Consider the following 22,252-nt stretch of genomic DNA (forward strand, 5'->3'; position numbering starts at 1 on the left):
ATGCAAAGGGAGCAGCACCTCAGCTCCCGCGCACAATAAAAAAGCCCGAGTCGATGACTCGGGCTTTTTGCTGAATGCCGCTTCGATTAGGAGAAGCAAGCCTGCAGCACGTAGAAGATCGCGATAGCCAGAATGGCACCGGCAGGCAGGGTGATGATCCAGGAGACCACGATGTTGCGCAGTACCCCCAGGTTCAGCGCCGCAATACCGCGCGCCAGACCGACACCCATCACAGCACCGACCAGGGTCTGGGTGGTGGAGATGGGCAGACCGGTACCGGAGGCAATCACCACGGTCGCGGCAGTCGCCAGCTGGGCAGCAAAACCACGGCTCGGGGTCAGGTGAGTGATGCCGGTACCGACCGTCGCCATCACCTTCTCGCCCATGGTCGCCAGACCGATCACGATACCGATACCGCCCAGCGGCAGTATCCACCAGGCAATGGCTGCCTGACTGGAAATCTCGCCACCGGAAGCCACGATAGAGGCCACCGCAGAGAGCGGGCCAATGGCGTTGGCCACGTCGTTGGAACCGTGGGCAAAGGCCATGGCACAGGCAGTGATCACCATCAGGATGCCGAACACCTTCTCCACGTTGGCGAAGTGCATCTTGCTGTCATCCTGCGGGTTGTACTTCTGGCCGCGAATGTAGATCCAGCCGGCAAACGCCACTGCGATGGAGATGGCGATGGAGAGCAGAATGCCCTCGCCATCGCTCAGGTGCAGACCGACGTGGGTCAGCCCCTTCTTGATGGTCACCAGACAGATCACCAGCGCAGTCAGGAACATGTAGAACGGCACATAGCGCTTGGCGTTGTTCAGGGGATCATCAGTGTTGAAGATAAGCTTCTGCACGCTGATGAACATGAAGTAGGCAATGACACCTGAGATGGCAGGGGTGATGACCCAGGAGCCGACGATGCCGCCAAACTTGCTCCACTGCACCGCTTCCGGGCCAATGCTCACCACCGCAAAACCGACGATGGCGCCGATGATGGAGTGAGTGGTGGAAACAGGCCAGCCGAAGTAGGAGGCGAGGATCAACCAGGCGCCAGCCGCCAGCAGGGAGGCGATCATGCCGAGCACCAGCAGATCCGGGCTATCGACAAACGCATTGCTGTCGATGATGCCGTTACGGATGGTGGCCGTCACTTCGCCACCGGCCAGATACGCACCGGCAAATTCGAAGATCATGGCAATGATGATCGCCTGACGGATGGTCAGGGATTTGGTGCCGACCGATGTTCCCATGGCGTTGGCCACGTCATTCGCGCCAATGCCCCAAGCCATCAAAAAGCCGAACAAGGCCGCCACGAGCACCAGAGTGGTGCCGTAATTCGCGATAATGTCCATTAGTAGTGTTTACCCAGTCAGTCGATTACGAACGAGCCAGCATCAGTTCCAGACGGGCGCCTACGCGCTCGGCCTGATCTGCCAGGTCACCTACCCATTCGAGGATCTTGTAAAGGAACATCACATCGATCGGATTGTAATTGTGCTCAACCGCTTGCAGCTGTTGGCGCAGTCCGATCTGCATGGTGTCTGTATCGTCCTCGATCAGATCCAGCTGGTGGATCATCTCGGCAACCATTTCCACTTCCCGTCCTTTGAAGCCGGTCTCGAGCAGCTCGTCGAGCTCCCCGATCGCTTTCTCGGCCTGAGCGGTCGCATCAATACAACGTTTGAGGTAAGCCATGAAATCCGTCCGCATTTCAGCAGGGAACTCCATGCGACGGCCAAGCATGCGGCCGGAGATATCCTTGGCACGGTTGGCAATCTTGTCTTGCTGGGTCAACAGCTCCAGCAGGTCGGTACGTGCAACCGGCAGGAACAGGCCGCGAGGCAGTTTCAGACGGATTTCACGCTTGAGGGTATCTGCCTCTTTTTCCAGTTGGGCGATCTGCTGCCGGATCTTCTCGGCATCTTCCCAACGGTCTTCGGCAACGGCGTCAAAGAAGGGAACCAACTGCTGGGAGCACTGGTGAACCTTGACGATATGCTTCTGCAGCGGCTTGATGGGGGACTTGGCAAAAAGCCCCAAAATAGTATTTACTGGCATGGCCAAACCTGTGTCGGTGAAAAAACACTCGATACGATTTTATGAGGCGCGCATGGTAACCGAACTGCGCCCTCAATTAAACCGCGAATTAATCTAGTCGTCTCGCGGGCATTATATCCCCGCGACCCGAATCCTGCCCCCCAAAGTTGCCTGCCAGCCCGGAATGACTATGCAAACTGAGATCGAGATAAAGTTTTTTGTCGCCCGCGACATTCAAGCCAAGTTATCCAACCTGCTGAATTCTCTTGAGATTAAAGAATCGTCACAACAGCAGCTCGGCAACGTCTATTTCGATACGCCGACCCTGGCTCTGCGCCAACTGGATATGGGGTTGCGCATTCGCCGCTGCGACGCCTTCGCCGAACAAACCATCAAATGCCGCGGCCAGGTGGTGGGCGGCCTGCATGCCAGACCCGAGTACAACGCCCCTGTCAGCGGCGATCTGCCGACCCTCTCGGCCTTTCCCGATGAGATTTGGCCGACTCTGACCGAGCGCGACCACATTCAGCAGCAGCTGGTCGCCCAGTTTCGCACCGACTTCTTGCGCCGCCACTGGCTGATCGCCTTCGAGGGGGCCGAGATTGAGCTGGCCTGGGATCAGGGAGAGATAGTAGGCAGTCAGGGCAGCACCACCATCAACGAACTGGAACTGGAGCTAAAATCAGGCGACACCGCGGCGCTGTTTGCGCTGGCCCAACGCCTCGCCAAGCTTGGTGTACTGCGTCTCGGCGCCCAATCCAAGGCCCAGCGCGGCTATCGACTGGCTGGTCTTGGCAAACCGCTGGCCCTGCTGGCGCTGGTCGAACATGAAGGTATGGATGGCATAACGGGGGTAAGCGAAGGGCTGCGCCACTGGCAGCATCACGAGCAGCTCTGGCTGGAGCATCCTCAGGATAAAGGCATTCAACAGAAGGCACTCGCGGCCCTGTGCCAAGGGATCGATCTGGTCGCCCGCAGTGCGGCCACGCTGCCACAACCCGCACCTTGGCTGCCAGCTCTGACCAGCCTGCACGCCCATCTGCAAGCCCAATCGGACGAGCAAAACGAGTGGCCTGCCGAACTGGCCGATCTCTTCCTCTATCCGGCATATGTCGAGTTGCAGCTGGCCATCGCCGCCTGGCTGCATCACGCAGCCTGAGCGTGGCCATACCGGTACTAAAGGTCGGAAATAAAGACCGGAAACAAAAGCCGAAAACAAAACGGGTGAGCCTTGGCTCACCCGTTTTGCACTACAGCAGGTTGAGCTGCTGCATGGCGCTGCGAATGCGCTCGCGGGTCGCTTCCGACAGCGGCATCACCGGCAGTCGGCACTCCTCGCTACAGAAACCGAGCAGGGAAGCGGCATATTTGGCACCGGCCGGGCTCGGCTCGGCAAACATCGCCTGATGGAGCGGAATCAGCTGGTCTTGCAGCTCACGCGCTTCTTGCCACTTGCCAGCCAGCGCCAAATTTTGAACCTCGGCCACCAGCTTGGGGGCCACGTTGGCGGTCACCGAGATACAGCCCTGACCGCCGCCGATGTTGTAAGCAACCGCAGTGGCATCCTCACCGGAGAGCCAGGCGAAGGGCTTTTTGATCAGCTGGCGCTCGGTCCAGGGGCGCGCCAAGTCGCCGGTGGCATCTTTCACCCCGGCAATGCGCGGCAGCTCGGCCAGACGGGCCAGGGTCGCCGGCTGCACGTCAACGATGGCGCGCGGCGGAATGTTGTAGACGATGATCGGCTTGGCGGTGGCGTCGTGTACCGCCTTGAAGTGGTGGTAGAGCCCCTCCTGATTGGGGCGGTTGTAGTAACCGGCTACATGCAGAGTGGCATCGGCGCCAACCCGCTCGGCATGAAGGGTGTACTCGATGGCTTCGACCGGGTTGTTGGAACCGGCCCCGGCAATCACCGGAATGCGACCTGCGACCTGCTTGACCACCAGCTCCACCACCCGGCAGTGCTCGTCATGGGTCAGGGTCGGACTTTCCCCCGTGGTGCCCACCGGCACAATGCCGTGAGTGCCCTGTTCGATATGCCACTCCACCAGACGCAGCAGCGCCTCTTCATCCAGCTTTCCCTGTCGAAACGGGGTGATCAACGCAACGATTGAACCTTGAAACATGGGATCTCCTTCTCCTAAATGACGCGCATATGGCAATAAAAAACCCCGGTACGATGTGCGCAACCGGGGTTTGAAGCTTCTCAGGGATGAGAGGTTACGCGCGAACGTCGGCAGGCCCGAATTTCAGGCTTTTTTTGTGCTTTCGTTTCAACCCGTTGAACCGCATTTCGTCATCTCTGGTCAAAAAATGGTGTCTGGGCATATTTCGGGAACACGGCATAAATGTCAAGGCGAAAGGGGCTATGTATAATGGCCGCCCAAAATTGCGTGGAGAGACCCGATGAGCAGCCCTATCAGTGCCGTCAGCCAGATGCTGGAACGAAACCAAGCCCTCTTTGTCGGCAAGCGGCTACTTGTCTGCGGCGCGCTGGAGGATGACTACCCCCGCCAGCTGGCGAGCCTGGCCCGGACCCTGACCGTCTTTACCACCGATTACTGTTACTACCGCAGCCAGCAGGCCGCCCTCGGCGAGGCTATCCTGTTCGACCACCAGCTAGGTGGAGCCCCGCGCTTCGATGCCCTGTTGCTGCTGATGCCCAAGGCCAAGGCCGAAGCACAATATCTGCTGGCCATGATGACCCCCTTGCTGGAAGCGGGTGCCGATCTGTTCCTCGCCGGTGAAAACCGCGGCGGCATCAATGGCGCCGACAAGCTGCTGGCCCCCTATGGCGAAAAGCCGATCAAGCGCGATTCGGCGCGCCGCTGCTCCCTCTATCACGGTGAGCTGAGCAAGCCGGTTGAACCTTTCAATCTGGATAGCTGGTTTGGCCGCTACCAGTGCAAGGCCGGTGATACCGAGCTGACCGTGCTGGCACTGCCCGGCGTCTTCAGCGCCGCCGAGCTGGATCTCGGCACCCAGATGCTGCTGGCCGCCGTGCCGCCGATGAAGGGCGAGCTGCTCGATTTCGGTTGTGGCGCCGGGGTGATTGGGTCTGTGCTGGCCAAGCGCAATCCGGATCTGCAGGTCAACATGGTGGATATCAGCGCGCTGGCGCTCGAATCGAGCCGCCGCACCCTGGCGATCAACGGTCTGCAGGGCAAGGTCACCGCTTCCGATGTCTATTCGGATGTCTCCACCCGTTTCCAGCACATCGTCTCCAACCCGCCATTCCATGCGGGTCTCAAAACCTTCTATGCGGCGACCGAGCAGTTCCTGGCCAAGGCGCCGGAATTTTTGCTGCCAAATGGTTCACTGACTATTGTTGCCAACGCCTTCTTGCGCTACCAGCCTATACTGGAGACACACTTCAAACGGACTGAAGTGATCAGCAGTGATGCCAAATTCAAAGTCTATCTGAGCAAAATGTAAATAAGTGTAAGCCGCACAATAAAGCAGCTAGAGAGCGCCATCCGGCATCTGATAAGGTATTAAGCACACGATAAAAACCACCCCTTTAGGGGTGTTTTTATACCGAACATTGAAAACCTTTTCATGTTGTTAATTCAGGGAGAGAAATACGATGGCAGGCATTTTGACCATGATCCTGGCTGGTGGCGAAGGTACTCGCTTGCAGCCTCTGACCACCACCCGCAGCAAGCCTTCCGTCCCCTTCGGTGGCAGCTACCGGCTGATCGACTTTGTCCTCAACAACTTCGTCAACGCCGACTTTCTGCGCATCTATGTACTGACCCAATTCAAATCACAGTCCCTCTACCTGCACATGAAGAAGGGGTGGAATATCGTCGGCATCACCGACCGCTTTATCGATCCCATCCCGGCCCAGATGCGAATGGGCAAACGCTGGTATGACGGCACCGCCGATGCCATTTACCAAAACCTCGGCTTTATCGAGCGGGCCGAACCGGATCACGTCTGCATCTTCGGCTCCGACCACATCTACAAGATGGATGTGAGCCAGATGGTCACCTTCCACAAGCAGAAGAACGCCGCCATGACGGTCGCGGCACTTCGCATGCCCATCGAAGAGGCGAGCGCCTTCGGGGTGATCGAGGTCGATACCGAAGGGCGGATGATCGGATTTCAGGAGAAACCGAAACAGCCGAAACACATTCCCGGTGATCCCACCCAAGCGCTGGTCTCCATGGGCAACTACATCTTCGAGACCGAAGCGCTCTGCCGCGAGTTAAAACGGGATGCCGCGGAGGAGAACTCCAGCCACGACTTTGGCAAGGATGTGATCCCGAGCCTCTACCCGCGCGCCCCCGTCTATGTCTATGACTACAGCACCAACGTCATCCCCGGCGAGAAACCGCACGTCTACTGGCGGGATGTGGGCACCCTCGACTCTTATTGGCAAGCGCACATGGACCTGGTGGCCGACAACCCCCCCTTCTCCCTCTATAACCGCAAGTGGCCCCTGCACACCCACTATCCGGCGCTGCCGCCTGCTACCTTCATCGACAGCGACGAGTGCAAGGTGAAGATCGCCAACTCCCTGATCTCCGCCGGTTGCTTCATTCAGGGCAGCCAGATCCAGCGATCCATCCTCGGTTTCCGCTGCAATATCGGTGCGTGCAGCCATATCAGTGAATCCGTGCTGCTGGGGGATGTGAAGATTGGTGAAGGGTGCTCCATCCGGCGCGCCATCATTGATAAAAACGTTGAAATTGCGCCAGGCACCGTTATCGGTGAAAATCTGGACCACGATAGAGAGCGATTTACCGTATCCGAAGGCGGTATCGTGGTGGTACCTAAGGGAGCAAGAGTTGGCTATTAACCCACTGAAAATCCTGTTTGTTGCCTCGGAAGTTGAGGGGCTGGTCAAGACCGGGGGCCTGGCCGATGTCGCCAGAGCCCTGCCGATGTACCTGGCCCAGAAGGGACATGATGTCAGGATCATGCTGCCCTTCTACAAGACGATAAAGCGACGGGATGAGGCCAGACTGGTGGCGTCACGCTGGCTGCCAACCCACCCCGGGCTGCCGGATATCGGTTATCGCATCTACCAGATGGAGCTGGATGGCGTCTGCGTCTATCTGCTCGACTGCCCGCAATATTTCGATCGTCCCCAGCTCTACGCCGAGAACAATCAGGCCTATCCGGATAATGGAGAGCGCTTTGCCTTCTTCTCGGCCGCAGCCCTCCATGCCTGCGAGCAGCTTGGCTTTGCTCCGGATATCGCCCACTGCAATGACTGGCACACCGGCCTGCTGCCACTGCTGCTAAAAACCCGCCACGCCCACAACCCCTTCTTCCAGCAGACCCGCAGCGTGATCAGCATTCACAACGCGGCGTTTCAGGGGGTGTTTGGCCGCGAGCAGTTCTGGGCCATGCCCGAGATCGCCGACTACGAACGCCGCATCAACTACGACTACGGCCACGTCAATCTGCTCAAATGCGGGGTGCTCTACGCCGACAAGATCAATGCGGTCAGCCCCAACTATGCCCAGGAGCTGCTGACTCACCTTGGCGCCCACGGAATGGCGCATATCTTCCAGCAACGGGCGGCCGATCTCTGCGGCATCCTCAACGGCTGCGACTACAAGGACTGGGATCCGGAGTTCGACGAATTCCTGCCTGCGACCTACAGCATCGACAACATGGCTGGCAAACAGATCTGCAAAGAGTGCCTGCAACAGGAAGCGGGGCTGGCCGTGGCGGACTTGCCCATCTACGGCATGGTTTGCCGCCTGACCGAGCAAAAGGGCGTTCCCCTGCTGCTCCCTGCGCTGGAGAAATTCCTCCACCATCAGGTACAAGTGGTGATCGTCGGCTCTGGCGATCCTGCGCTCGCCACGCAACTGCAAACCATGGCCCGGGATTATCCGGGCAAGCTCGCCTTCATCAACACCTATGACGATCGACTGGCTCATCTGGTCGAAGCCGGTGCCGACTTCTTCCTGATGCCCTCTCTGTTCGAGCCTTGCGGCCTCAACCAGATGTACAGTCTCGCCTATGGCACCCTGCCACTGGTGCGCGCCGTGGGTGGTCTGAAAGATACCGTGGTGGATTGGGATGCCGATCCCGAGCATGCCACCGGCTTCTGTTTTAACGATCCGACTGCCGCCATCCTGCTCGATACCATGCGCCGCAGCCTGCTCTATTTCCTGCAGGACAAAGAGCATTTTGCCAAGGTGCAGCGCAATGCCATGAGCACCCGCTTCAACTGGCCTGACTCAGTCACCCAGTATGAACGGATGTATCAGAACGCATTGGGCCGTTACTGAATGCCAGACGTCGGCTAATTGCTGAAGTTTTGTACCCTTGGCGCCACTTTGGGCGTCAACAGCGAAAAAAGTCCCCTTTGGCTGTTGACGCTCCCCCAAAACTCTATAGAATCCCCCTCCGCAGTGATGCGAAGGTGGCGGAATTGGTAGACGCGCTAGCTTCAGGTGTTAGTGTCCCACGGATGTGAGGGTTCGAGTCCCTCTCTTCGCACCAATACTGCCATGCTGATTCAGCAGCATGTAAATCCAACTAGAAAACCCGAATGTGCGAAGGTGGCGGAATTGGTAGACGCGCTAGCTTCAGGTGTTAGTGCCCCCCGGGTGTGAGGGTTCGAGTCCCTCTCTTCGCACCATGCTTCTCCAGACAGCATGTAAATCAAAACTGGTAACACAATGTGCGAAGGTGGCGGAATTGGTAGACGCGCTAGCTTCAGGTGTTAGTGTCCCACGGATGTGAGGGTTCGAGTCCCTCTCTTCGCACCATGCTTTATCCAGACAGCATGTAAATCCAGACTGGAAACCCGAATGTGCGAAGGTGGCGGAATTGGTAGACGCGCTAGCTTCAGGTGTTAGTGCCCCCCGGGTGTGAGGGTTCGAGTCCCTCTCTTCGCACCATGCTTCTGACATGTAAAAACAGAGCAATGCGCTCCAACCGCATTTAAAAACCAGCTGGAGAAAATCAGTGTGCGAAGGTGGCGGAATTGGTAGACGCGCTAGCTTCAGGTGTTAGTGTCCCACGGATGTGAGGGTTCGAGTCCCTCTCTTCGCACCATTCATTACGCAAAAGGCCCATCACGAAAGTGATGGGCCTTTTGTTTTTACTCCTTGTTATGGCTATGCTTTTGACGACTCCCCGCTCATCGTCATGCCAAGGAACGCATATGATACTGGATACCGACATTCACAACTTTTACGAACATCTGGTGCTCAAGGAGATTGAGAAACAGGGGCTGCAGCAAAAGCTCAACAGCGATCAGATGGCCGACCTCTGCTGCCTTACCCTCAACCAGCTTCCGGCCCACTATATTCGCCACAATGTCGACATGATCTACTTCCTGACCGACGCCAAGCGTACCGAAATGGAGAAACTGGTGGTCGAATCGCTCAAGGTGGCACAGCAGAAGATCAAGCAGGCTCCCGTCAAAAGCTCATAACCAGGGCTGCTGCCAGAGCAGGGTGACGATACCGGTCAACCCGGCCACTGGCAGCAAGATCAAGGCGGGCCGCAATCCGGGCTCCAGCATCACCCAGGCAGCCAGCAGAAAACCTACACTCCAGGTGCCGTACTCTTTATCCTGACCCCATGCGAGTACGGCCACCGCCACCAGCAACATCATACCCCGCAATATCCAGCGCATTGTTTTCTCCCCAACCAACAATTGATAATAATTATCATCTGCATCTATTGGGGATGCAAGTGGCGTCACAGGCAAGCTTCGTATGTGACCCTTTGTGTCAACAGGCCGCTCAAAAACGGGTTATGAGATCAACTAATTTGTGATTTTTTCAATCAAATGTGCATTTTTGCCAATTTGATGGGGCTTTAACCCGCCGGGTTTGTGGTAGATTGCGGCCTCTTTTTGGGTTACCTCCTCGGGATCGATGTATCCACAGGACGAGAGGGAGTGACCTTGGCGAGCAAGAGTTTAGGAAGTATCTATGCAAAACCAACAAAACCACATCCGACTACCGGGCATGGCACAGGTGTTTGCCTGTCTGGCCATTTTCCTGGCCCTGGCATTCTCGTTCACCAGCGTGCTCGATCTGCCGATCCAGCTGGCACTGTTCATCGCCTGGTTCGTCATCATGGGGCTTGGCATCAAACTCGGCCACGATTACAAATCCCTGGAGCAGGCTGCCGTTGACGGCGTTGCCAAGGGAATGGGGGCCATCCTGATCCTGGTCTCCGTCGGTGCCCTGGTCGGCACCTGGATTGCCGGCGGCATAGTTCCCAGCATCATCTATTTCGGCCTCAAGGTGATCCATCCGTCCATCTTCCTGCTGGCAACCCTGATCATCTGCTCCCTGACCTCGCTGGCCACCGGCACCTCCTGGGGCTCTGCTGCCACGGCCGGCATCGCCATGATGGGGATCGGCCACAGCCTCTGCGTGCCTGCGCCGCTGGTAGCCGGTGCCGTGCTCTCCGGCGTCTACTTCGGTGACAAGCTCTCTCCGCTCTCCGACTCAGTAGTGCTGGCTTCGACCATGTCCAACGTCGACGTGGTGGAGCATATCAAGGGGATGCTGCCTATCAGCCTGCTCTCCTATGTCATCACCGCCGTGCTGTTCACCGTGGTGGGTATGCAGTATTCGGGTAATGTCAGCCTGGAGCAGGTCAATCTGGTGATGGAGGCTCTCGACAACCAGTTCAATATCACCCCGCTGGCCATAGTGCCGGTGGTGCTGGTACTGGGCCTGCTGGCAAATCGCAAGCCCGCCTTCCCGGTGATCAGCTTCGGCGCCCTGCTGGGCCTGATCTGGGCCATCGCCTTCCAGGACATGGATCCGGTCAAGGCGATGCACTCGGCTTATAGTCCGTTTGCCATCACCTCCGGCATCGACTTTATCGACAACATTCTCGGTCGCGGTGGCATGGAGTCCATGCTGGGCTCGGTCGCGGTCATCATCTTCGGTCTCGGGTTTGGTGGCCTGCTGGAGAAGGTCGGTATTCTGGAAGTGATCGCCAGCGCCTTCGAGAAGCGCATCAATAGCGTCGGCAGCCTGACCAGCCACACCATCGGCACCGCGTTTCTGGCCAACGTGTTTGGCTCGGCCATGTATGTGTCGCTGATCCTGACCCCCAAGATCATGGCCAAGAACTACGACCGACTGGGACTGGCGCGCAAGAACCTCTCTCGCAACGCCGAGTTTGGCGGCACCCTCACCTGCGGCATGGTGCCCTGGAGCGACAACGGCATCTTCATGGCCGGGGTTCTGGGGGTGGCAACCCTCGACTACCTGCCCTACATGTGGCTGAGCTTCACCTGCATCATTGTGACCATCACCCTCGCCTACATGGGCAAGGCAGTGAACCGGATCCCGCTGGTCGCGGCGGCAAGCTCCCGCTAAGCCATCCTGAAACAACAAAGGCGCCACCAAGGCGCCTTTGTTGTTTCAGGGGGGATGCTGTTTTACCGTCATCCCAGAGCCCCCCAAACAAAAACAGCCCTCGTTGCCGAGAGCCGTTTCATCAGACCGATAATGCCGATCAGATGGAGAAGCTGGAGCCACAGCCACAGGTCGTGGTGGCATTGGGGTTGGTCACGGTGAAGCGTGAACCTTCCAGACCCTCGGTGTAATCCACACTGCCGCCTACCAGATATTGCAGGCTCATGGGATCGATCACCATGGTGACGCCATTCTTCTCGACTACGGTGTCCCCGTCGTTGATCTTCTCATCAAAGGTAAAGCCATACTGGAAACCGGAGCAGCCCCCACCCGTGATGTATACCCGCAGCTTCAGCTCGGGATTCTCTTCCTCGGTGATCAGGTTCTTCACCTTGTTGGCCGCCGCATCCGTCATCTGGATGGGCAGCGGAGCTTCTGCTACTGCACTCATTACTGACCTCACAACCATTAGATCCACAAACATGGAAACCGCGAAATTATCCAATACCCGACCATTCAGTTCAAGTATTCACCACGTTTAACCGGCAGCGGGAACCGGAGCTGGCGGTGCGGCGACCAGCGGCTTGATCACCTCGCCCCACTCAACCAGCAGCTCTTGCGCCGGTTGCCTGCCATCCTTGTTGATGGTGACACGGATCCGATCCGGCACAAAGCCTTCCGGCAACTGCCAATTCCCTTCTAGCAGCTGGAAATAACGCAGGGCATAACGCCACTCGCTCACCTTCATTCCGAGATCGCGACCGGTCAGCGTCTTCGGCTTGTCGGCCAGGCTCCCCTCAACCCGGATCTGCACCTGACCACGGAACAGCTCCCGCTTTTTGGCGGGCTGGGTCAGGGCTAGACGGTAGTGGTAACGACCGGGAATGCTGGTCTCCTGCAGGGTCAGGTTATCGATCACCACCCCCACCTGTTCGCCGGTGGGGCGCATGATCCGCTCGAAAAAGGCCAGCTGACGCTTGAGCTCCTGCACCTGCGCCTCCTGACTCTTCAGGGTGGTCTGCAACTGCTCGAAGGCCGCTTTCTGGGTCGCCAACTGGGTATCTTTCACCCCCAATTCGGTCTTGAGCTGGCCGATGGCCTTGCCCTGACGATCCAGCGTCTCCTGCTGTACCACCAACAGACTGCTCTGGGCCAGCTCCTGACGGTTCCCGACAAAGTAACCGATGAGCCCGCCAACGGCTAACACGACCAATAACTTCAATAGATTGGACATAGCCCCTCATCCCGTTATCACGCCATTTACGGCAGCGCCTCTCCCTTCACTATACCGCCCTGACCGGGGTCACTGGCGATAAAGGGAAAAATTAACTGGCCGTGGCGCTGCCATCACCTCGCTTTTGACGCGCGGCGAGCCGTAAAGTTCGCTCAAGGATCTGAGAATAGATGGGACGACCGCCCAGCGCTTGCGCCACAAGGGTGGCTCCCACTGTGGTAATCATCATCGGCAGGATCAGCTGATAGTTGTCGGTCATCTCGGTGACCAAGACGATACCGGTAATGGGGGCACGCACGGTGGCAGCAAACAGCGCCCCCATTCCGGCGATGGCAAAGGCGCCGGGCTCGATGCCAAGCTCCGGAAACGCCGCATGAAACAGATGGCCAAACACCACGCCAAACAGGGTGCCCAACGCCAGGGTCGGCGCAAACACCCCGCCCGGGGCACCGGAGCAGAAGCAGATGAGGGTCGCAACCAGCCGCACCGAGAAGATGAGGAACAGGGTCGCCATCGCATACTCATCCCCCATCAGATGAGGAATAAGCTCGATGCCGCCGCCCGTCACCGAGGGGGCAAACAACGACAGCACACCAAACGTTCCGGCGACCAGCATGCCGATGGCCACGAAACGGTGGCGCTTGTTCTGATGCAACGCCAGATAGCCATCCTGACAGGCCAGCACCAGCTTGTTGAAGACAAAACCGAGCACCCCGAAGGTGGCCCCCATAAAGAGGAACAGCCAGAGCGCCTTGAGGGCTGGCGCATCGTAGTGGGGTAGAGTGATCACCGCCCCCTGCCCTTTCATGTTCTGCAGCATCAGGGTCGCCATTATGGCGGAGATCCCCACCGCCTTGATGGCCAGAAAGGAGTAGCGAAACTGCGGCCGCATCTCCTCCATCACGAACAGGATGCCCGCCAGCGGCGCATTGAAGGCTGCCGCCAGACCGCCCGCCGCACCGGCGGCCAGCAGGGCGTGACCATGCTCCTTGGGTAGCCGGAAGATATCCGCCACCATCTTGCCAAGGTTGCCACCGATCTGCACCGAGGGCCCCTCCCTCCCCAGCACCATGCCGGAGCTCAGGGTGCAGATGCCACCGAAGAACTTGACCGGCAACACCCGCCACCACCGCACCGGGCGCAGATCGTCCATCGCCCCCTCGATCTCGGGAATGCCGGAGCCCCCCGCTTCCGGGGCAAAGGTATGAGTGAGGAAGTAGCCGACAAATCCCAACAAGGCGCTGAAGCCAAAGCCGAGCAGACCGAGCTGCCACCAGGGACGGTCGGCCAGCAAGGCGATACGTTGTTCTGCCAGCCAGTGGACACCTGATTCGAACAGGCCGCACACCAGTCCAGCCAGGGTACCGACCAGCGCAGCCAGCAGCAACACCAGCAAGGGCATCTTGTCTTGCCGGATAATGCGGGAAAGCGGCCCCCGCGAAGCGGTTTCGGGTTCAGAGGAGAGAGCTTGTTGCGCCATCTTGTTACACCAACTTGGAAAAACCATATCGTCAGCTAGCTGAGATCAGGATCACCCGGCGCGTTGCTCGGCTGCCCAGGGCTGGGGCTTTCTGCTATAGTCGGCCCGTTAAATTTTTGTCACGGGAGCAGACCGAGAGTCCGGGTGGCGAGAGCGCAAAGCATACTCCTGATGCTCCGGCCTGCCGAGTCTCAATCGGCTGCAATCCCTTGTGTGACGACCAAAATCCCATTAAGGATGATCCATGTCAAAATCAGATCAGCTGTTTGAACAGGCCCGCCAGACCATTCCGGGTGGCGTCAACTCACCGGTCCGCGCCTTCAATGGGGTCGGCGGCACGCCCCGCTTCATCGATCACGCCGATGGCGCCTATCTCTATGATGTGGATGGTCAGGCCTACGTGGATTACATCGGCTCCTGGGGCCCCATGCTGCTGGGTCACAACCACCCAGCCATCAAGGCCGCCGTCATCAAGGCCGTTGAGAAAGGGCTAAGCTACGGTGCGCCGACCGAGATCGAAGTGCTGATGGCCGAGAAAGTCCGCCAGATCGTCCCCTCCATGGAGCAGGTGCGGATGGTGAACTCCGGCACCGAAGCCACCATGAGCGCCATTCGTCTGGCCCGTGGCTACACCGGCCGCGACAAGATCGTCAAATTCGAGGGTTGCTACCACGGCCACGCCGACTCCCTGCTGGTCAAGGCAGGTTCCGGCGCCCTGACCCTGGGTCAACCCAACAGCCCGGGCGTTCCGGCCGATTTCGCCAAACACACTCTCACCTGCGTGTTCAACGATCTGGAGTCGGTACGCGAAGCCTTCACCCAGTACGGCAGCGAGATCGCTTGCATCATCGTCGAGCCGGTCGCTGGCAACATGAACTGCATCCCGCCGGTGCCCGGCTTCCTGGAAGGGCTGCGCGCCATCTGTGACGAGTTCGGCGCCCTGCTGATCCTGGACGAAGTAATGACCGGCTTCCGCGTCTCTCTGCGCGGTGCTCAGGGTCACTACAACATCGACCCGGATCTCACCACTCTTGGCAAGATCATCGGTGCCGGCATGCCGGTGGGCGCCTTCGGTGGCAAGAAGAAGGTGATGCAGCACATCGCACCGACCGGCCCTGTCTATCAGGCGGGTACTCTCTCCGGCAACCCGGTGGCTATGGCAGCCGGTCTGACCATGCTGGATCTGCTGCTGGAGCCGGGCCTCTATGAGCAGCTGAGCGCCAAGACTGCGCAGGTTGCAGAAGGGCTGAAAGCGGCCGCCGCCAAACACGGCATCCCGCTCGCCATCAACTATGTGGGCGGCATGTTCGGCTTCTTCTTCACCGAAGAGAACGAAATCACCCGCTACGAGCAGGTCACTCGCTGCGATATGGAACGCTTCAAGCGCTTCTACCATCTAATGCTGGAAGAGGGCGTCTATCTGGCGCCGAGCGCCTACGAGGCAGGCTTCCTGTCGCTGGCTCACGGCGACAAGGAGATTGAACACACTCTGGCCGCCGCCGAACGCAGCTTCGCCAAGCTGGCTGGCTAAATCGCCGCTGGTTGTCGCAAAGGGCCCGTCATGGGCCCTTTTCTATTACAGAGACTCCATCACCACACAGGGCGGCAATACGCCCATTTCTGGTGCATTACCCCCTCGTCATCCACCGATTTGTCATTCTCTGGTGCAACTTACCCCGCCATCCCTGTCATAAAGCAGGCCCACTATTTGCACATTCACCACAAGAGCCCACGTCACCGAGGTCCATATGGCAGAGATGAGCCCCATCGATGTGCTGCGGCGCTATCAGGAGTATCAGGAGGAGCTGACCCCGCTACTGCAGGGGCTGCTCAGCGCTCCCCTTGCCTCGCTCAAGGGGTATCCCTTTGTGGTCAGCATTGACCACTATCAGGGGCCGATGTGCATCCAGCCTGCGGCACCGGCCGCCCATAACCGGCTGCACCTTATTGTGCAGGGGCAAGGGCGGGAGATCACCGTCTGTCTGAATCAGCTGATTGGCTGGTTGATGGGAGACAGGGAGCGCCGCCGCGCCATGCCCTGGTTCAAGATGGTCTATGTGGTGCTCAGCATGGCGCTGTTTCTCATCGTCGCGACGCTCATCTGGCACGGGCTGGAGCAGCTCTACCAGCTATTGTGCGGCGAGCAGCAGAACCAGCTCGGCGCCTTTAGCGCCATCATCTTCCTGACGCTGGCACTGGCGGTGTTCGATCTGGGCAAGACCATTCTGGAAGAGGAGGTACTGCTGCATAAGGATATCTTCCGCCACAGCGCCATTCGCCGCACCATCACCCGCTTTATCGCCGCCATACTGATCGCGGTCTCCATCGAGGGGCTGTTGCTGCTGTTCAAAGGCTCGCTCGGCCAGAGCGAGCTGCTCTGGCCAGCGGTCGGAGTGATGGGGTGTGCGGTGGGTTTGCTGCTGGCGCTTGGCCTCTATGTCTTTCTGGGGGCCAAGGCCGAAGCGGCACTGGTACAGGCTAACCTGCGCTCTCCACCGTCAGTTGCACAGGGGAGCGACGCGCCGCCCGCCAGGAGGCGTACATGGTCCAGGAGGTATAGATGACGATAAAAGCAACCAGCCACTTCAGCATCTCCATATCCATGGATTTGACCAGCATGGCTGCCAGCACCACACCGATGGGGCCAAAGATGGCTACCGCCAGCACCGCCTTGGCATCGAATGCCCCTTTGCGGATAAAGGTGCCTGCGGAGAAAACGCTAAGCACGGCGGTGGAGCCCATCATGATGGGAAACGCTGCCAGCGGATTCATCCCCAGCAGATAAACCAGCGTCATGCAGGGAGCAAACAGGCCGATACCGACATTCATCAGCACTCCGAAGATGAAATTGCCAAGCAGGGCGATCGCCAGCTTGTAGCCGCTGAGCCCCATCGCATCGCCGCCTACAGGGAAAAGCCCCAGCAGACCGGCAAAGATAAGTCCTGCAACGACCAGTAAGGAGATAGCCATCACCAACCGGATGGTCTGCCGATCAAACGAGGCCACATGGCGAGCCCCCCAGGCTGCGCCCGCTGCGGCAGCCATCATCATGCTGATCAGCGTCAACGGCTCCACCGCTACTGCGCCGACGAAGATCAGCGACTGAGTCACGGTCGGCAGCACGCACTGCCCATTTAGGGTACCCGGCAGCACCCGATCATCGATCAGCTTGAACTGCTTGTAACAGGCGGTCTTTACCGCAAAGCTGCCCACCCCCAGAGTATCGAGAAAGTTGGCAACCCCACCGATCAACGCCACCGGCCAGAAGGGGGTCGCCTCAAAGGCTCCACTCTGCTTCTTCCGCCAGCAGGCTTGCACCAGCATAAAGATGAATACGAGGCCTCCGGCTATAAAAACCAGCCGTAAAATATCAACTAACATAGGGGTTTCTCCTGCAACGGGCGGCGATTCTAAGGCAAGCAGCAGAAAAAATCTTGACCGGAATTAAGCAATGCTCACGACACGCCTCTGCGAGGCGAAATATTTATCAATAGACTCCGAACGACTCTGCTAATACTTGTTACTGAGGCCAACAGGCCGGGTCCTGAGCACGTTGTTATGGTCCTTTCGCGACGACCACTTGTGCCAAAGGACATAATAAAAAAGAGGGCCGGTAGTGATACCGACCCTCTTTCTGTATCTGGCCGGGGCGCTGGGCCCTCGACCATGACAACTGCTTATTGAATGCTCTTGCCGGCACGCACGTCCTTGATAAACCCCTTCAGGCTGGCCAGATCACGGGGGGCACCGCGCAGGATCTGATCACCGATGATGAAGGCCGGGGTACCGGAGATACCGAGCGCTTCAGCCAGCGCACGGTTGGTACCGAGGTTCTGGTCAATACTACCATCCTTAATCTTGGCCTCCACCTTGCTCCAGTCAACGCCGGCCGCCACAGCCAACTGCTTGACCTGTGCTTCATCAGCGAGCGGGCCCTGATGGGTATAGAGCTTCTCGTGGAACGCCTGGTACTTGTCAGGCTGACCCAGCTGGACCGCCAGCGCAGCACGGGCTGCGAAGTAGGAGGACTCGCTCAGAATGGGGAACTGCTTGTAGATGTAACGGATGTCTTTGTCTTCCGCCATCAGCTGCTTGACCAGCGGATGGGCCCGCTTGCAGTAACCGCAGTTGTAATCGAAAAACTCCACAATGGTCAGCGACGCCTTCGGATTCCCCATCTCGGGATCCTGATTGGCATAAAGCTGCTTGGAGTGAGCCTTGATCAGCGCCTTGTCACTCTCGGCCTGCTGGCTCTCCTGCTTGGCACGCAGGGCATTGGACATCTCGACCAGGATCTCGGGGTTCTTGACCAGATAGTCGCGAACGATTTGTTCGACATCGCTTTTGGTCAGCTCGCTTGCATGTACCGGCGTCGCCAGCAGGGTCACACCAGCCAGCGCGCAAAACAGGGCATTTTTAATAGTCATAACGTTATCTTGCAGAGGATATGATAGAGGCCACTATAGTGGTTGAGTCTGTTTTCAAGTCAAGTTATCTGGCCAAAAAAGCGCTTGATACGCTCTGATTGCCACTTTTTCATGTCATTTAGCGCAATTAACCAGCAATCGAACCGGACGGGGATTTACAAGCCGGATCAGCATGGTAATATTCGCCGCACTGCTGCGGAGGGGTGGCAGAGCGGCTGAATGCACCGGTCTTGAAAACCGGCGATGGGCGACCATCCGTGGGTTCAAATCCCACCTCCTCCGCCATTCATACCGAGCCCATGCAACCATGTTGCATGGGCTTTTTATTTGCCTACGACTTGCCACTCCCCATAGCACTCAGCAAATCAGCCTCCTTCATCACCCTCCTTAATCTTCACTCCTGCAGGCTCAATAACTACCAGAAAATCCCCCATCAACCTCGAACCTCTGCGTTCCTGCGAGCATCCCTTCCCATTTCCTTATTGCCCCAAACAACAACGACCCAACGCAGCGACCACGGCTCCAGCATGTTGGTACCGCCAATAACCCCTCTTCGGAATAATAGAAAAGCAGGGACGATGGGGTTGCGGCTTAAAAAGAGGGAGCAGCTAACTCAGGAAGTAGAGATCCCAAGCAAGAGATCACGACGTATAGGCGATCATAGGATTCACGGGTTATGGCGGCACCAGAGCCACCGAACAAAGCGACAGCGGTTCAGCGAAGAAAGAGTACCAAGCGGAACATCAGGCTATTTGTGGAACCAGAAAACAGCGAAGAGTAACAATAAGAACAGAGGAGAATAGATCAGATGGGTCAATTATCAGACGAATTACTGAATTTCAGTCAATAAAAAACCCCGCTCGATGAGCGGGGTTCTTAAATTTGGTGCCTGGCAGTGTCCTACTCTCGCATGGCGAATGCCACACTACCATCGGCGCTACCGCGTTTCACTTCTGAGTTCGGCATGGGATCAGGTGGTTCCACGGCGCTATGGCCGCCAGGCAAATTCTTCAATCTTGGAAAGCTGACGTAAGTAATTCGTTCATTCGCTACAAGGCCAGAAACACTTCTTGGGTGTTGTATGGTTAAGCCTCACGGGTAATTAGTACGGGTTAGCTCAATGCATCGCTGCACTTACACACCCCGCCTATCAACGTTGTGGTCTCCAACGGCCCTTTAGGACCCTCAAGGGGTCAGGGATGACTCATCTCAGGGCTCGCTTCCCGCTTAGATGCTTTCAGCGGTTATCGATTCCGAACTTAGCTACCGGGCAGTGCCACTGGCGTGACAACCCGAACACCAGAGGTTCGTTCACTCCGGTCCTCTCGTACTAGGAGCAACTCCCTTCAATCATCCAACGCCCACGGCAGATAGGGACCGAACTGTCTCACGACGTTCTGAACCCAGCTCGCGTACCACTTTAAATGGCGAACAGCCATACCCTTGGGACCGACTTCAGCCCCAGGATGTGATGAGCCGACATCGAGGTGCCAAACACCGCCGTCGATATGAACTCTTGGGCGGTATCAGCCTGTTATCCCCGGAGTACCTTTTATCCGTTGAGCGATGGCCCTTCCATTCAGAACCACCGGATCACTATGACCTACTTTCGTACCTGCTCGACCTGTCCGTCTCGCAGTTAAGCTGGCTTATGCCATTGCACTAACCTCCTGATGTCCGACCAGGATTAGCCAACCTTCGTGCTCCTCCGTTACTCTTTGGGAGGAGACCGCCCCAGTCAAACTACCCACCAGGCACTGTCCGCGAGCCCGATTCAGGGCCCTGCGTTAGAACATCAAACATACAAGGGTGGTATTTCAAGGACGGCTCCAGCGCAACTGGCGTCACGCCTTCAAAGCCTCCCACCTATCCTACACATGTAGGTTCAATGTTCAGTGCCAAGCTGTAGTAAAGGTTCACGGGGTCTTTCCGTCTAGCCGCGGGTACACCGCATCTTCACGGCGAATTCGATTTCACTGAGTCTCGGGTGGAGACAGCATGGCCATGGTTACACCATTCGTGCAGGTCGGAACTTACCCGACAAGGAATTTCGCTACCTTAGGACCGTTATAGTTACGGCCGCCGTTTACCGGGGCTTCGATCAAGAGCTTCGCTTGCGCTAACCCCATCAATTAACCTTCCGGCACCGGGCAGGTGTCACACCCTATACGTCCACTTTCGTGTTTGCAGAGTGCTGTGTTTTTGATAAACAGTCCCAGCCATCTGGTCACTGCGACTCCCAACTGCTCCATCCGCAAGGGACTTCACTGTCAGGAGCGAACCTTCTCCCGAAGTTACGGTTCTATTTTGCCTAGTTCCTTCACCCGAGTTCTCTCAAGCGCCTTGGTATTCTCTACCCGACCACCTGTGTCGGTTTGGGGTACGATGACTTGTAATCTGAAGCTTAGAGGCTTTTCCTGGAAGCAGGGCATCAATGGCTTCCACACCGTAGTGTGTTCGTCTCGTGTCTCAGTGTTGTGTCTCCGGATTTGCCTAGAAACACCACCTACGCACTTTCACCAGGACAACCGTCGCCTGGCCCACCTAACCTTCTCCGTCCCCCCATCGCAATTACAAGTCGTGCAGGAATATTAACCTGCTTCCCATCGACTACGCCTTTCGGCCTCGCCTTAGGGGTCGACTCACCCTGCCCCGATTAACGTTGGACAGGAACCCTTGGTCTTCCGGCGAGGAGGCTTTTCACCCCCTTTATCGTTACTTACGTCAGCATTCGCACTTCTGATATCTCCAGCATACCTCTCGATACACCTTCGCAGACTTACAGAACGCTCCCCTACCACTCATACATAAGTATGAATCCGCGGCTTCGGTGCCTGGTTTGAGCCCCGTTACATCTTCCGCGCAGGCCGACTCGACTAGTGAGCTATTACGCTTTCTTTAAATGATGGCTGCTTCTAAGCCAACATCCTAGCTGTCTGAGCCTTCCCACATCGTTTCCCACTTAACCAGAACTTTGGGACCTTAGCCGGCGGTCTGGGTTGTTTCCCTCTTCACGACGGACGTTAGCACCCGCCGTGTGTCTCCCGGATATTACTTACTGGTATTCGGAGTTTGCATGGGGTTGGTAAGTCGGGATGACCCCCTAGCCCAAACAGTGCTCTACCCCCAGTAGTATTCGTCCGAGGCGCTACCTAAATAGCTTTCGGGGAGAACCAGCTATCTCCGAGTTTGATTGGCCTTTCACCCCCAGCCACAGGTCATCCCCTAACTTTGCAACGTTAGTGGGTTCGGTCCTCCAGTTGATGTTACTCAACCTTCAACCTGCCCATGGCTAGATCACCCGGTTTCGGGTCTACACCTTGCAACTAGACGCCCAGTTAAGACTCGGTTTCCCTACGGCTCCCCTATACGGTTAACCTCGCTACAAAATGTAAGTCGCTGACCCATTATACAAAAGGTACGCAGTCACCCCGAAGGGCTCCCACTGCTTGTACGTACACGGTTTCAGGTTCTATTTCACTCCCCTCACAGGGGTTCTTTTCGCCTTTCCCTCACGGTACTGGTTCACTATCGGTCAGTCAGGAGTATTTAGCCTTGGAGGATGGTCCCCCCATATTCAGACAGGATGTCACGTGTCCCGCCCTACTCGATTTCACATCAAGGTTGTTTTCGTGTACGGGGCTATCACCCTGTATCGCCGGCCTTTCCAGGACCGTTCCACTAACTTCCAAGATGCTTAAGGGCTAATCCCCGT

At 57.5% G+C, this 22,252-nt stretch carries 17 protein-coding genes, 6 tRNA genes and 2 rRNA genes (1 of these 25 only partly in view); 14 read left to right on the plus strand and 11 right to left on the minus strand.

The genetic code is table 11. The features are described 5' to 3' along the window. Positions 1 to 86 precede the first annotated feature (86 nt). Together ACTG2U_RS10480 and ACTG2U_RS10485 are read right to left on the minus strand one after the other, a co-directional pair. The gene (locus ACTG2U_RS10480; protein WP_005343043.1) at positions 87 to 1,352 is read right to left on the minus strand and encodes an inorganic phosphate transporter; all 1,266 of its coding nucleotides are present in this window, start codon (positions 1,350 to 1,352) and stop codon (positions 87 to 89) included. Positions 1,353 to 1,377: 25 nt separating this feature from the next. After that, positions 1,378 to 2,058 (minus strand): TIGR00153 family protein, encoded by a 681-nt coding sequence (locus tag ACTG2U_RS10485; protein WP_005340244.1) that lies wholly within the window; start codon positions 2,056 to 2,058, stop codon positions 1,378 to 1,380. A gap of 169 nt (positions 2,059 to 2,227) precedes the next feature. Here ACTG2U_RS10485 and ACTG2U_RS10490 point away from each other — a divergent pair, with 169 nt between their 5' ends. Further along, entirely contained in the window at positions 2,228 to 3,196 is a 969-nt protein-coding gene (locus ACTG2U_RS10490; protein ID WP_439974454.1) for a CYTH domain-containing protein, read from the plus strand. A 91-nt stretch (positions 3,197 to 3,287) separates the two neighbouring features. Here the strand turns inward: ACTG2U_RS10490 and dapA are convergent, their stop codons facing one another. Continuing rightward, positions 3,288 to 4,160 carry a 4-hydroxy-tetrahydrodipicolinate synthase gene (gene dapA, locus ACTG2U_RS10495; protein WP_005340240.1) on the minus strand — a complete coding sequence of 291 codons (873 nt, stop codon included), beginning with the start codon at positions 4,158 to 4,160 and terminating at the stop codon, positions 3,288 to 3,290. A 280-nt stretch (positions 4,161 to 4,440) separates the two neighbouring features. On the opposite strand from dapA, the gene rsmC reads away from it, so the two are divergent. From rsmC to ACTG2U_RS10540, 9 genes are all read left to right on the plus strand, one after another. Then, complete coding sequence (gene rsmC / locus ACTG2U_RS10500; RefSeq protein WP_439974455.1) at positions 4,441 to 5,469, plus strand: 16S rRNA (guanine(1207)-N(2))-methyltransferase RsmC; 1,029 nt, start codon at positions 4,441 to 4,443, stop codon at positions 5,467 to 5,469. A 151-nt stretch (positions 5,470 to 5,620) separates the two neighbouring features. Then, positions 5,621 to 6,838 (plus strand): glucose-1-phosphate adenylyltransferase, encoded by a 1,218-nt coding sequence (glgC, locus tag ACTG2U_RS10505; protein ID WP_005357829.1) that lies wholly within the window; start codon positions 5,621 to 5,623, stop codon positions 6,836 to 6,838. Then, on the plus strand, positions 6,828 to 8,288 hold the full coding sequence (glgA, locus tag ACTG2U_RS10510) for a glycogen synthase GlgA (protein WP_439974456.1): 1,461 nt from the start codon (positions 6,828 to 6,830) through the stop codon (positions 8,286 to 8,288). Before glgC ends, glgA begins: the two co-directional genes overlap by 11 nt. Before the next feature lie 128 nt (positions 8,289 to 8,416). After that, positions 8,417 to 8,502 (plus strand) — tRNA-Leu (locus ACTG2U_RS10515). A 53-nt stretch (positions 8,503 to 8,555) separates the two neighbouring features. Beyond that, positions 8,556 to 8,641, plus strand: a tRNA-Leu gene (locus tag ACTG2U_RS10520). Between the two features lie 44 nt (positions 8,642 to 8,685). Further along, positions 8,686 to 8,771 (plus strand) — tRNA-Leu (locus ACTG2U_RS10525). Positions 8,772 to 8,817: 46 nt separating this feature from the next. After that, positions 8,818 to 8,903: transfer RNA gene (locus tag ACTG2U_RS10530), tRNA-Leu, on the plus strand. Between the two features lie 71 nt (positions 8,904 to 8,974). Then, a tRNA-Leu gene (locus tag ACTG2U_RS10535) sits at positions 8,975 to 9,060 on the plus strand. 109 nt (positions 9,061 to 9,169) lie between these two features. Beyond that, positions 9,170 to 9,442 carry a late competence development ComFB family protein gene (locus ACTG2U_RS10540; protein WP_005343036.1) on the plus strand — a complete coding sequence of 91 codons (273 nt, stop codon included), beginning with the start codon at positions 9,170 to 9,172 and terminating at the stop codon, positions 9,440 to 9,442. On the opposite strand, the gene ACTG2U_RS10545 is transcribed toward ACTG2U_RS10540, so the two are convergent. Next, complete coding sequence (locus tag ACTG2U_RS10545; protein ID WP_005343034.1) at positions 9,437 to 9,646, minus strand: hypothetical protein; 210 nt, start codon at positions 9,644 to 9,646, stop codon at positions 9,437 to 9,439. The two genes, ACTG2U_RS10540 and ACTG2U_RS10545, sit on opposite strands and share 6 nt — an antisense overlap. Before the next feature lie 301 nt (positions 9,647 to 9,947). Between ACTG2U_RS10545 and nhaC the strand changes: the two genes are divergently transcribed. Then, the gene (nhaC, locus tag ACTG2U_RS10550) at positions 9,948 to 11,357 is read left to right on the plus strand and encodes a Na+/H+ antiporter NhaC (protein WP_439974457.1); all 1,410 of its coding nucleotides are present in this window, start codon (positions 9,948 to 9,950) and stop codon (positions 11,355 to 11,357) included. A gap of 139 nt (positions 11,358 to 11,496) precedes the next feature. Here the strand turns inward: nhaC and erpA are convergent, their stop codons facing one another. From erpA to clcA, 3 genes are all read right to left on the minus strand, one after another. Then, positions 11,497 to 11,847 (minus strand): iron-sulfur cluster insertion protein ErpA, encoded by a 351-nt coding sequence (erpA, locus tag ACTG2U_RS10555; protein ID WP_005340225.1) that lies wholly within the window; start codon positions 11,845 to 11,847, stop codon positions 11,497 to 11,499. An 87-nt stretch (positions 11,848 to 11,934) separates the two neighbouring features. Further along, positions 11,935 to 12,630, minus strand: a complete 696-nt coding sequence (locus ACTG2U_RS10560; RefSeq protein ID WP_005343032.1) for a DUF6776 family protein — start codon at positions 12,628 to 12,630, stop codon at positions 11,935 to 11,937. A 91-nt stretch (positions 12,631 to 12,721) separates the two neighbouring features. Next, a complete protein-coding gene (gene clcA, locus ACTG2U_RS10565; RefSeq protein WP_439974458.1) occupies positions 12,722 to 14,110 on the minus strand; it encodes a H(+)/Cl(-) exchange transporter ClcA in 1,389 nt (462 codons plus the stop codon). A 244-nt stretch (positions 14,111 to 14,354) separates the two neighbouring features. Here clcA and hemL point away from each other — a divergent pair, with 244 nt between their 5' ends. Both hemL and ACTG2U_RS10575 read left to right on the plus strand, forming a co-directional pair. After that, the gene (gene hemL / locus ACTG2U_RS10570; RefSeq protein ID WP_047438580.1) at positions 14,355 to 15,641 is read left to right on the plus strand and encodes a glutamate-1-semialdehyde 2,1-aminomutase; all 1,287 of its coding nucleotides are present in this window, start codon (positions 14,355 to 14,357) and stop codon (positions 15,639 to 15,641) included. 217 nt (positions 15,642 to 15,858) lie between these two features. Continuing rightward, positions 15,859 to 16,674: a hypothetical protein gene (locus ACTG2U_RS10575; protein WP_335820810.1), complete on the plus strand. Its 816-nt coding sequence runs from the start codon at positions 15,859 to 15,861 to the stop codon at positions 16,672 to 16,674. On the opposite strand, the gene ACTG2U_RS10580 is transcribed toward ACTG2U_RS10575, so the two are convergent. Beyond that, positions 16,589 to 17,491 (minus strand): sulfite exporter TauE/SafE family protein, encoded by a 903-nt coding sequence (locus ACTG2U_RS10580; RefSeq protein WP_167558248.1) that lies wholly within the window; start codon positions 17,489 to 17,491, stop codon positions 16,589 to 16,591. The genes ACTG2U_RS10575 and ACTG2U_RS10580 overlap by 86 nt on opposite strands. A 296-nt stretch (positions 17,492 to 17,787) precedes the next feature. Then, positions 17,788 to 18,537 (minus strand): DsbA family protein, encoded by a 750-nt coding sequence (locus ACTG2U_RS10585; protein ID WP_042084194.1) that lies wholly within the window; start codon positions 18,535 to 18,537, stop codon positions 17,788 to 17,790. A gap of 197 nt (positions 18,538 to 18,734) precedes the next feature. Here ACTG2U_RS10585 and ACTG2U_RS10590 point away from each other — a divergent pair. Beyond that, a tRNA-Ser gene (locus ACTG2U_RS10590) sits at positions 18,735 to 18,822 on the plus strand. 602 nt (positions 18,823 to 19,424) lie between these two features. On the opposite strand, the gene rrf is transcribed toward ACTG2U_RS10590, so the two are convergent. Next, a 5S ribosomal RNA gene (rrf, locus tag ACTG2U_RS10595) occupies positions 19,425 to 19,539 on the minus strand. A gap of 79 nt (positions 19,540 to 19,618) precedes the next feature. After that, positions 19,619 to 22,252: ribosomal RNA gene (locus ACTG2U_RS10600) — 23S ribosomal RNA — on the minus strand (it continues 256 nt past the right edge of the window).

It is taken from the genome of Aeromonas sp. 95A, from assembly GCF_051919235.1.
GTDB classification, from domain to species: Bacteria; Pseudomonadota; Gammaproteobacteria; order Enterobacterales; family Aeromonadaceae; genus Aeromonas; species Aeromonas veronii.

Bases quoted from the DNA above. Each gene is read 5' to 3' on its own strand.
- glgC (WP_005357829.1), top strand. From the start codon at position 5,621: ATGGCAGGCATTTTGACCATGATCCTGGCTGGTGGCGAAGGTACTCGC.
- ACTG2U_RS10545 (WP_005343034.1), bottom strand. From the start codon at position 9,646: ATGCGCTGGATATTGCGGGGTATGATGTTGCTGGTGGCGGTGGCCGTA.
- dapA (WP_005340240.1), bottom strand. From the start codon at position 4,160: ATGTTTCAAGGTTCAATCGTTGCGTTGATCACCCCGTTTCGACAGGGA.
- ACTG2U_RS10490 (WP_439974454.1), top strand. From the start codon at position 2,228: ATGCAAACTGAGATCGAGATAAAGTTTTTTGTCGCCCGCGACATTCAA.
- ACTG2U_RS10485 (WP_005340244.1), bottom strand. From the start codon at position 2,058: ATGCCAGTAAATACTATTTTGGGGCTTTTTGCCAAGTCCCCCATCAAG.
- ACTG2U_RS10480 (WP_005343043.1), bottom strand. From the start codon at position 1,352: ATGGACATTATCGCGAATTACGGCACCACTCTGGTGCTCGTGGCGGCC.
- nhaC (WP_439974457.1), top strand. From the start codon at position 9,948: ATGCAAAACCAACAAAACCACATCCGACTACCGGGCATGGCACAGGTG.
- ACTG2U_RS10585 (WP_042084194.1), bottom strand. From the start codon at position 18,537: ATGACTATTAAAAATGCCCTGTTTTGCGCGCTGGCTGGTGTGACCCTG.
- erpA (WP_005340225.1), bottom strand. From the start codon at position 11,847: ATGAGTGCAGTAGCAGAAGCTCCGCTGCCCATCCAGATGACGGATGCG.
- hemL (WP_047438580.1), top strand. From the start codon at position 14,355: ATGTCAAAATCAGATCAGCTGTTTGAACAGGCCCGCCAGACCATTCCG.
- rsmC (WP_439974455.1), top strand. From the start codon at position 4,441: ATGAGCAGCCCTATCAGTGCCGTCAGCCAGATGCTGGAACGAAACCAA.
- ACTG2U_RS10580 (WP_167558248.1), bottom strand. From the start codon at position 17,491: ATGTTAGTTGATATTTTACGGCTGGTTTTTATAGCCGGAGGCCTCGTA.
- ACTG2U_RS10575 (WP_335820810.1), top strand. From the start codon at position 15,859: ATGGCAGAGATGAGCCCCATCGATGTGCTGCGGCGCTATCAGGAGTAT.
- clcA (WP_439974458.1), bottom strand. From the start codon at position 14,110: ATGGCGCAACAAGCTCTCTCCTCTGAACCCGAAACCGCTTCGCGGGGG.
- ACTG2U_RS10540 (WP_005343036.1), top strand. From the start codon at position 9,170: ATGATACTGGATACCGACATTCACAACTTTTACGAACATCTGGTGCTC.
- ACTG2U_RS10560 (WP_005343032.1), bottom strand. From the start codon at position 12,630: ATGTCCAATCTATTGAAGTTATTGGTCGTGTTAGCCGTTGGCGGGCTC.